The organism is Candidatus Desulfatibia sp., assembly GCF_036446775.1.
GTDB lineage: Bacteria > Desulfobacterota > Desulfobacteria > Desulfobacterales > UBA11574 > Desulfatibia_A.
In genome coordinates this window covers 1-7224 of record NZ_JAZFTO010000051.1, presented here as the reverse complement: position 1 = coordinate 7224, position 7224 = coordinate 1, and the positions used below count along the sequence as shown (strand labels likewise).

Genomic DNA, 7224 nt, shown 5'->3' with positions numbered 1-7224 from the left:
CAGCCGCGGGGCCGGCGGTTCGGCAAATCTTTTAACCTTATAGGAGGTAAATTATGGCTGAAAATGTCGGAAGTGATGTCGTCGAAGATGTCGGAAAATGGGAATGGGCCGAATTTTGGAAAAAGGAGGATTGGTGGGCCGTATGGCTCGGCTTCTTCATCCTTCTGCTCGGCATTGTGTTCTATTTTCCCCAGGCCGGGGATATAAAAGCCAAGCTCGAGAAGGCCGAAGCCACGTATGGCGTACAGGCCCACCGGACCGCTAAACTAAAGACCATCGCATGGTACCAGTTGGCCGATGCCAAAAAGAAGGTCAAGGCCAAAAACAGCGGTTTCGGAAAATGGATTAAAAAGTTTTCCGGAAAACCAGGCAAGTGGTCGACTAACCCGCTGGATGCATTTTTCATGAGCGCGGAAAAAGCAGCGGCCAAAAAAGAAAAGGCCTCAGCGAAATATGAAAAAGTCAAAGCAAAAGAACAAGCGGCCTATGCCAAAGCCATGGCCGCGGAAGAAGCCGCCGACGCGGCGGGATTCAGTAACGAAAAACTTAACGGCGAAGCCAAGGCTTCTATTACCGCCTGGCGGGACACTCATCTGAAGGCTTCTAAGGCCAAAGGCAAGACCAAGGCCAAAGCCTACAATAAGATCGGCAACTTAATCGGGCTGGGAATTGCCTTCGTCGTTTTCTTCGGTGTCGGCATTGTTGCTATGGGCAAGTCGCCCGGCGCGTTCGCCAAAGGCTTTGTGTTTGTCTTTTTCATAGCGCTGCTAACATACATCGCCGCCAACCAGGCGACGATGAAACAGTACGGTATCGGTTACGCCGCCTGGGCGATCTTTTTCGGTATGCTGATCAGCAACACCGTCGGAACCCCCAAATGGGCCATGCCGGCCGTTCAGACCGAGTACTACATCAAAACCGGTCTGGTGCTGTTGGGCGCCAAGATTCTGTTTGAAAAAGTCATCGTCATCGGAGCGGCCGGTATCTTTGTGGCTTGGGTTGTCACACCGACAGTCTGGTTCACGACGTACTGGTTCGGCCAAAAGATTATTAAAATGCCGTCCAAACGGCTCAATGCCACCATCTGTTCCGATATGTCCGTTTGCGGTGTATCTGCTGCCATTGCCACGGCGGCGGCCTGTAGAGCCAAAAAAGAGGAACTGACCCTGGCCGTAGGCCTGTCGCTGGTTTTCACCTCGATCATGATGATCGTTATGCCTATGATTATCAAGGGATTTTTCCCGGTTGATAAGCAGCTTGTTTTAGGTGGGGCCTGGATGGGCGGCACCATTGACGCCACCGGTGCCGTGGCCGCTGCCGGCGCGTTCTTGGGAGAAAAGGCGCTTTATGTCGCCGCCACCATCAAGATGATCCAGAACGTTCTGATCGGTGTCATTGCCTTTTTCGTTGCACTCTACTTTACCACAAAGGTAGAGGTGGCCGAGACCGGCACCAAGGTGGGCGTCATAGAGATCTGGTACCGATTTCCGAAATTTGTTCTCGGTTTTATTGGGGCTTCGATCATTTTTTCACTGTTTTACAGTTACTTTAACACCCAAACCAGCGGAATGGGCAGTGCCATGGTCGATCAAGGTATAATTAAGGGCATGGGCGATCTGTTCAGAGGCTGGTTTTTCTGCCTGTCCTTTGTAAGTATCGGGCTGGCCACGAATTTCCGTGAGCTCAGCGAGCACTTCAAGGGTGGAAAACCTTTGATTCTGTATTTGTTCGGCCAGTCGTTCAACCTGGTCCTAACGCTTGTGGTTGCCTACATCATGTTCTATATGGTATTCCCCGGACTCACGGCTACAATTTAAAAAACCGGGCAGGCCGGTCGTAGTATAACGGAGATCCCGTCTGCATTGAAACTGAAGCGGGAAACCAAAAACATTAGCCACAAAGGCACAAATTGCAGTGGTCCGTGGTCAGTTATCGGTGATCGGTGATCGGTTATCAGTTTTTCCTTACTGATCACTTTTCACTGATTACTGTTCACCCGTAACTGCCTTGGTGTCTTTGTGGCAATCACAATAGAGATAAGGAATTGGACATGCGAAATCCATCCAGATTACGAGCGTGGGGGCAGCTCTTCTTCTGTTTCTTTTTAATATGGGCATTTGCTTTCATAGTTGGCCCATGGATTCAGAAAAATGTCCCCATAATAAATCAGATTTTTCAGGTCGTTGAGGAAAGAGATATAGACTCAGCGGCCTATTTCTATACTGCAATAGAGGCATCATATGACGGAGCAAGCTATTTGCATGAATCAATAAAGCTCATGGCTCCTGAAGAGGCGGGACTAACCATCCCCTTTATTGCATTTGTGATACTGACCGGTGTTATTTTATGGATAGGTTTTCGATATCTTCCCATGGACTGACCTTTACTTCAGTGAGATTCTTTTATATAATAAAAATTCTTTCAAAGCAAAATCAGGAGGAACAGTAAATGCCAAGTTTTGTAATTTCTGAAAAATGCGACGGCTGCAAAGGTGGGGACAAAACCGCCTGCATGTACATTTGCCCCAACGACCTGATGGTTCTGGAACCCAATGAGATGAAAGCTTACAACCAGGAACCGGATCAGTGCTGGGAATGTTTTTCATGCGTCAAGATCTGCCCCACCCAGGCAATTGAGGTAAGAGGCTATGCCGACTTTGTGCCGCTGGGAAGCAGTATTATGCCCATGCTGGGAACCGAGGATATTATGTGGACCTGTAAATTCAGAAACGGCACCCTCAAGCGCTTTAAGTTCCCCATCCGCACCACCCCGGAAGGCGCCGCCAACGCTTACCCGGATCTGAAAGGCAAAGACCTTGACAGTGAATTGCTTAGCACCGAAGAAGCCGACGACCGCGAACTGCCGAAACCGCTGGCAACCGCCTAAGCAGGCTTAAGATTTTCCAAGGTCCAAGAAAATGACCAACTATGATATTAGCCAAGGAGGATAGAATGGCATTACCGAACAAACCCAAGGGTGAAACTAAAGCCGTCAGTGATCCGGAAGTGGAAGAGCGCGAAGTTGATATTCTGATTGTGGGCGGCGGTATGGCCGCTTGCGGGGTGGCATTTGAGATCAAGAAATGGGCGGCGGACGACACCAAGATTCTGCTGGTGGACAAGGCTGCTATGGATCGCAGCGGTGCTGTGGCCCAGGGGCTTTCCGCCATCAATACCTACATTGGAACCGTACAGGGTGACAATACGCCGGACGACTATGTCCGCATGGTGCGCAACGACCTGATGGGTATCGTGCGCGAAGACCTCATTTTTGACCTGGGCTGTCATGTGGACGACTCGGTCTATCTGTTTGAAGAGTGGGGTCTGCCGATCTGGAAGATGTCGGAAGATGGCAAGAAACTGGACGGCAAAAGGGGCCGGAAGATGGGGACCTTGAAGGATGGCGCCACCCCCGTGCGTACCGGAAAATGGCAGATCATGATCAACGGCGAGTCCTACAAGCGCATCGTGGCCGAAGCCGCCAAGCTGGCCCTGGGAGAAGACAATATCCTGGAGCGGGTGTTTATCGTCGAGCTGCTTTTGGACGCCCATGAAGAGAACCGCATCGCCGGTGCGGTCGGTTTTTCCGTGCGGGAAAACAAGATTTACATCATCAAATGCAAAACCATGATGGTGGCCTGCGGCGGCGCCGTCAACATCTATCAGCCCCGCAGCGTCGGTGAAGGTAAGGGGCGGGCCTGGTACCCGGTCTGGAACGCCGGCTCCACCTATACCATGTGCATGAAGGTCGGCGCCGAGCTGACCATGATGGAAAACCGCTTCACCCCGGCCCGTTACAAAGACGGTTACGGCCCGGTGGGCGCCTGGTTCCTGCTCTTCAAGGCCAAAACCCTCAACGGCCTGGGTGAAAATTACGCCGACAGTGAAGCAGCGCAAGCAGAGCTTCAGAAATACGCACCTTACGGCACGGCCGCCATTACCCCGACCTGCCTGCGGAACCACCTGATGCTCTTTGAGATGAAAGAAGGCCGCGGGCCCATCATGATGGACACGATGACGGCCCTCAAGGAAATGGGTGCCAAGCTTGACAAACGCGAGATGAAAGCCCTGGAGTCCGAGGCCTGGGAAAACTTCCTTGATATGACCTGCGGACAGGCCAACCTGTGGTGCGGCACCAACACCGAACCCGCCAAGAAGAATTCGGAAATTATGCCCACCGAGCCCTATCTGCTGGGTTCCCATTCCGGCTGCTGCGGACTGTGGGTTTCCGGTCCCGATTTTGACTGGGTGCCCGAAGAATACAAGATCCGCTACAAGGACAAAGTTTACAACCGCATGACCACGGTTTACGGTCTGTTTACCGCCGGCGACGGCGTGGGCGCATCCGGCCACAAGTTCTCCTCCGGCTCCCATACCGAAGGGCGGATAACGGCCAAGTCCATGGTCCGGTTCATACGCGACAATCCCGATTTTACACCGACCCTGAGCCCGTCCGCCCAAGAGCTGGTCGACCTGGTTTACAAACCGGTCAGGCTGTTCCTGGAGCATTGCGATTACACCACCGCCATTAATATCAACCCCAATTATCTCAAGCCCGAGGGGATGACCTATCGGCTCATGAAAGCTACCCATGAGTACGGTGCCGGTACGGCCACCTTTTATCAGACCAGCAGTAAAAATCTGGAGATCGTCATGGAACTGCTCCAGTTGATGCGCGAAGACTGCGAAAAACTGGCGGCCGGCGATCTGCATGAACTGATGCGGGCCTGGGAAATAGAACACCGTATCTGGACGGTGGAGTCGCATCTGCGCCACATCCAGTTCCGTAAAGAGACTCGTTATCCCGGATTCTACTACCAGACCGACTATCCGGGCCAGGATGACGAGAACTGGTTCTGCTTTGTCAACTCCAAGTATGACCCCAAAGCAGGAGCCTGGGATATCTTCAAGAAAGACTATGTCAAAATCATTCCGGATGAATAATACAGCAGTTGCAAAAAGAGATCTTGTTCTGAAACATGAGGAGAAATTTGCGGGAGCCCTGGCAACAGCAGTGCTTGATAAACCTACAATCAACATCTGGATGATTCTAATCCCGATCATTTTTGTTTATTATATATATCAGTATCAAAAATTTGTGGACGGACGCAAAACGTTTGTCGAAACGTATATGCTAATGAAAAAGCTGGCACTGGATGAGGCGCTTGCGGCCGTCAAGTATGCCAAGGAGCCCGATATCGACGGATTGGTTAAAATGTCGGGTCATACGGGACAAATCCTTGTAGAATACTCCGTATTGCTGGGCGTCCTCATAGAACATTATAAAGATCTGTTGCGATCAGAAGGTGAAACCTTTGAGTCTCTTGTAAAATCAACATATAAAAATCGCACGAACTATCTCCTTTTTGCCAATCAACTGAACCAGGTTGAAAAACGCTTCAATACAGCATTAAAACCGCATCTTTATGAAACGACCGAAGAAGTCGATAATATTGTTACAACTATTGAACATTACTCTGAAAAGCTTCGAAGGGCGGAAGCCGAGAAGATTTTCCCTTAACGCAGACAGTTGCATTAAGCGAACCCAAAAAATGATTTAATTCTTGACAATAAGTGCCACATTGTAGCATTAATCACAACGACACATTGTGGTATTAAAAATTACGTAATAGTTCACCGCAGAGTCGCAGAGAGCGCAAAGGGTTATCTTTTTTTTGCTTTCCGCTGACCCCGCAAACTACAGCGGGACAGAGACGCCGGAAAGCAAAAAGATCCACCCCAAGCGGATTAGTGCTCTATGAGCTTTAAACAATAGTTTTTTTCTGCCCTCCCTGCCCTGTGGAATGCGGAGCCTATTCCTCCGGGGTCAGCAGAAAGAAAAATATTCATTGTCTTGGCGTCCTCTGCGACTCTGCGGTGAACTATTACGCTAAAAGTTAATAGTAAAAGGTTAAAAGTTAAAAGTAAAAAGTTAAAAGCTAAGTAATCAAGTTTCAAGTTCCAAGTTTCAAGTTGCAAGTATCCTACACCCTGCACCCCGCAACTCGCAACCCGCAACTCGTATTTAGAGCCATGTTTCCGGGACATGGATCAGGTCGCCGGGCTTCAGCTCGACGTCGGCGATTTCTCCTTTTTTGACGGCATCCAGGTTGATCTTGATGACCACCGTCTTGCCGTTTTCTTTACGTATAATCCTGGTGCGATTGGGGGCCGCGAATTTGTCAAAGCCGCCGGCCATGATAGCGGCGTTCAGGGCGGTCAGGCCGGGCTGGTATTCGTAGATGCCCGGTTTTTTGACTTGGCCTTCAATATATATTTTTGACTGCCTTAAATCCAGGACCTTCTGGAGCGGAATGTAGACCACATCTCCCGGGTGGAGCATCAGGTTGTTGCTCATGTCGCCCTGATCCAGCAGACTTTTTAAATCGACCTTGATGGGCTCCTTGCGGGAGAGCAGATTTTGAATGTCGGCGCCTTCGGCAAGCTGTTCGGTGGCTTCTCGCAAAATATAGGCGATGATGCCCCGCTCGGGCAGGACCCCGCCGGCTTTGGCGATCAGGGACATGAGAGTCGCTGCGGAGCTCATTTCATACAATCCCGGCTTCTTGACAGCGCCTGAAATGTAGTATTGCAGGCTGTGGTACTCCTTGACCTGGATGCGAACCTCGGGATTTACAAAATAATTTTGGGCCAAGGGCTCTGTAATCAGGGCTTCCAGCTGGGGGATGGTCAACCCCTCGGCTTTGATGGAGCCGATAAAGGGGATATTGACCAAACCCATGGTCGATACGGTCAGATCAGTCTCGTGCTGTTGTTCGCCCCCGGCATAAATTACCAGGGTGAGTACGTCCCGGGCACCGACCTGATAGGCCCTGACCTGGGCACGGGCCTGTGGGAGGAACATTCCCGGGATAAAGCACAGGCTCAATAACAGAATGATACAGAGGCGATATTTATATTTCATTTCAGTAATAGTTCAAGTGGGATGGGGGGGTAGGTAGGGGGTAGGGGGCATACCCATATCCCGAATCTATCATGAAGAATTTATCAATAAAATCGCCTTGCGATTTTATATGACGCGGCTTCGCCGCTGATTAGTTGTCCATTTAGTCCTGAAAAGCCTGGTCCTAAGGGGTAGGTCAGAGTTCTCCGGCTCTGCCTTGGAGTTTTGTGTCTAAAATCACAAATAAGTTACAAATAAATTACAAATTACAAGCACCAAATTACAAACAAATCACAAATTCCAAGTACCAAATTCCAAACA

The 7224-nt window shown here is 50.2% G+C and carries 6 protein-coding genes; 5 read left to right on the top strand and 1 reads right to left on the bottom strand.

Going from position 1 to position 7224, the window contains the following annotated elements; genetic code table 11:
* Positions 1–53: 53 nt before the first annotated feature.
* The 5 genes from V3S16_RS02270 (at position 54) to V3S16_RS02250 (ending at position 5520) form a co-directional block, all read left to right on the top strand.
* Positions 54–1817, top strand: a complete 1764-nt coding sequence (locus V3S16_RS02270) for a YeiH family protein (RefSeq protein WP_413883053.1) — start codon at positions 54–56, stop codon at positions 1815–1817.
* A gap of 233 nt (positions 1818–2050) precedes the next feature.
* A complete protein-coding gene (locus tag V3S16_RS02265; protein ID WP_413883052.1) occupies positions 2051–2380 on the top strand; it encodes a hypothetical protein in 330 nt (109 codons plus the stop codon).
* A gap of 68 nt (positions 2381–2448) precedes the next feature.
* Complete coding sequence (aprB, locus tag V3S16_RS02260) at positions 2449–2886, top strand: adenylyl-sulfate reductase subunit beta (RefSeq protein WP_413883051.1); 438 nt, start codon at positions 2449–2451, stop codon at positions 2884–2886.
* 65 nt (positions 2887–2951) lie between these two features.
* On the top strand, positions 2952–4943 hold the full coding sequence (gene aprA, locus V3S16_RS02255) for an adenylyl-sulfate reductase subunit alpha (RefSeq protein ID WP_413883050.1): 1992 nt from the start codon (positions 2952–2954) through the stop codon (positions 4941–4943).
* Positions 4918–5520, top strand: coding sequence for an NF038143 family protein (locus tag V3S16_RS02250; protein WP_413883049.1), 603 nt, complete (start codon positions 4918–4920; stop codon positions 5518–5520). The genes aprA and V3S16_RS02250 overlap by 26 nt, the downstream gene beginning before the upstream one ends.
* Before the next feature lie 504 nt (positions 5521–6024).
* Here V3S16_RS02250 and V3S16_RS02245 read toward each other — a convergent pair.
* Positions 6025–6924, bottom strand: a complete 900-nt coding sequence (locus tag V3S16_RS02245; RefSeq protein ID WP_413883048.1) for an SLBB domain-containing protein — start codon at positions 6922–6924, stop codon at positions 6025–6027.
* Positions 6925–7224 lie beyond the last annotated feature (300 nt).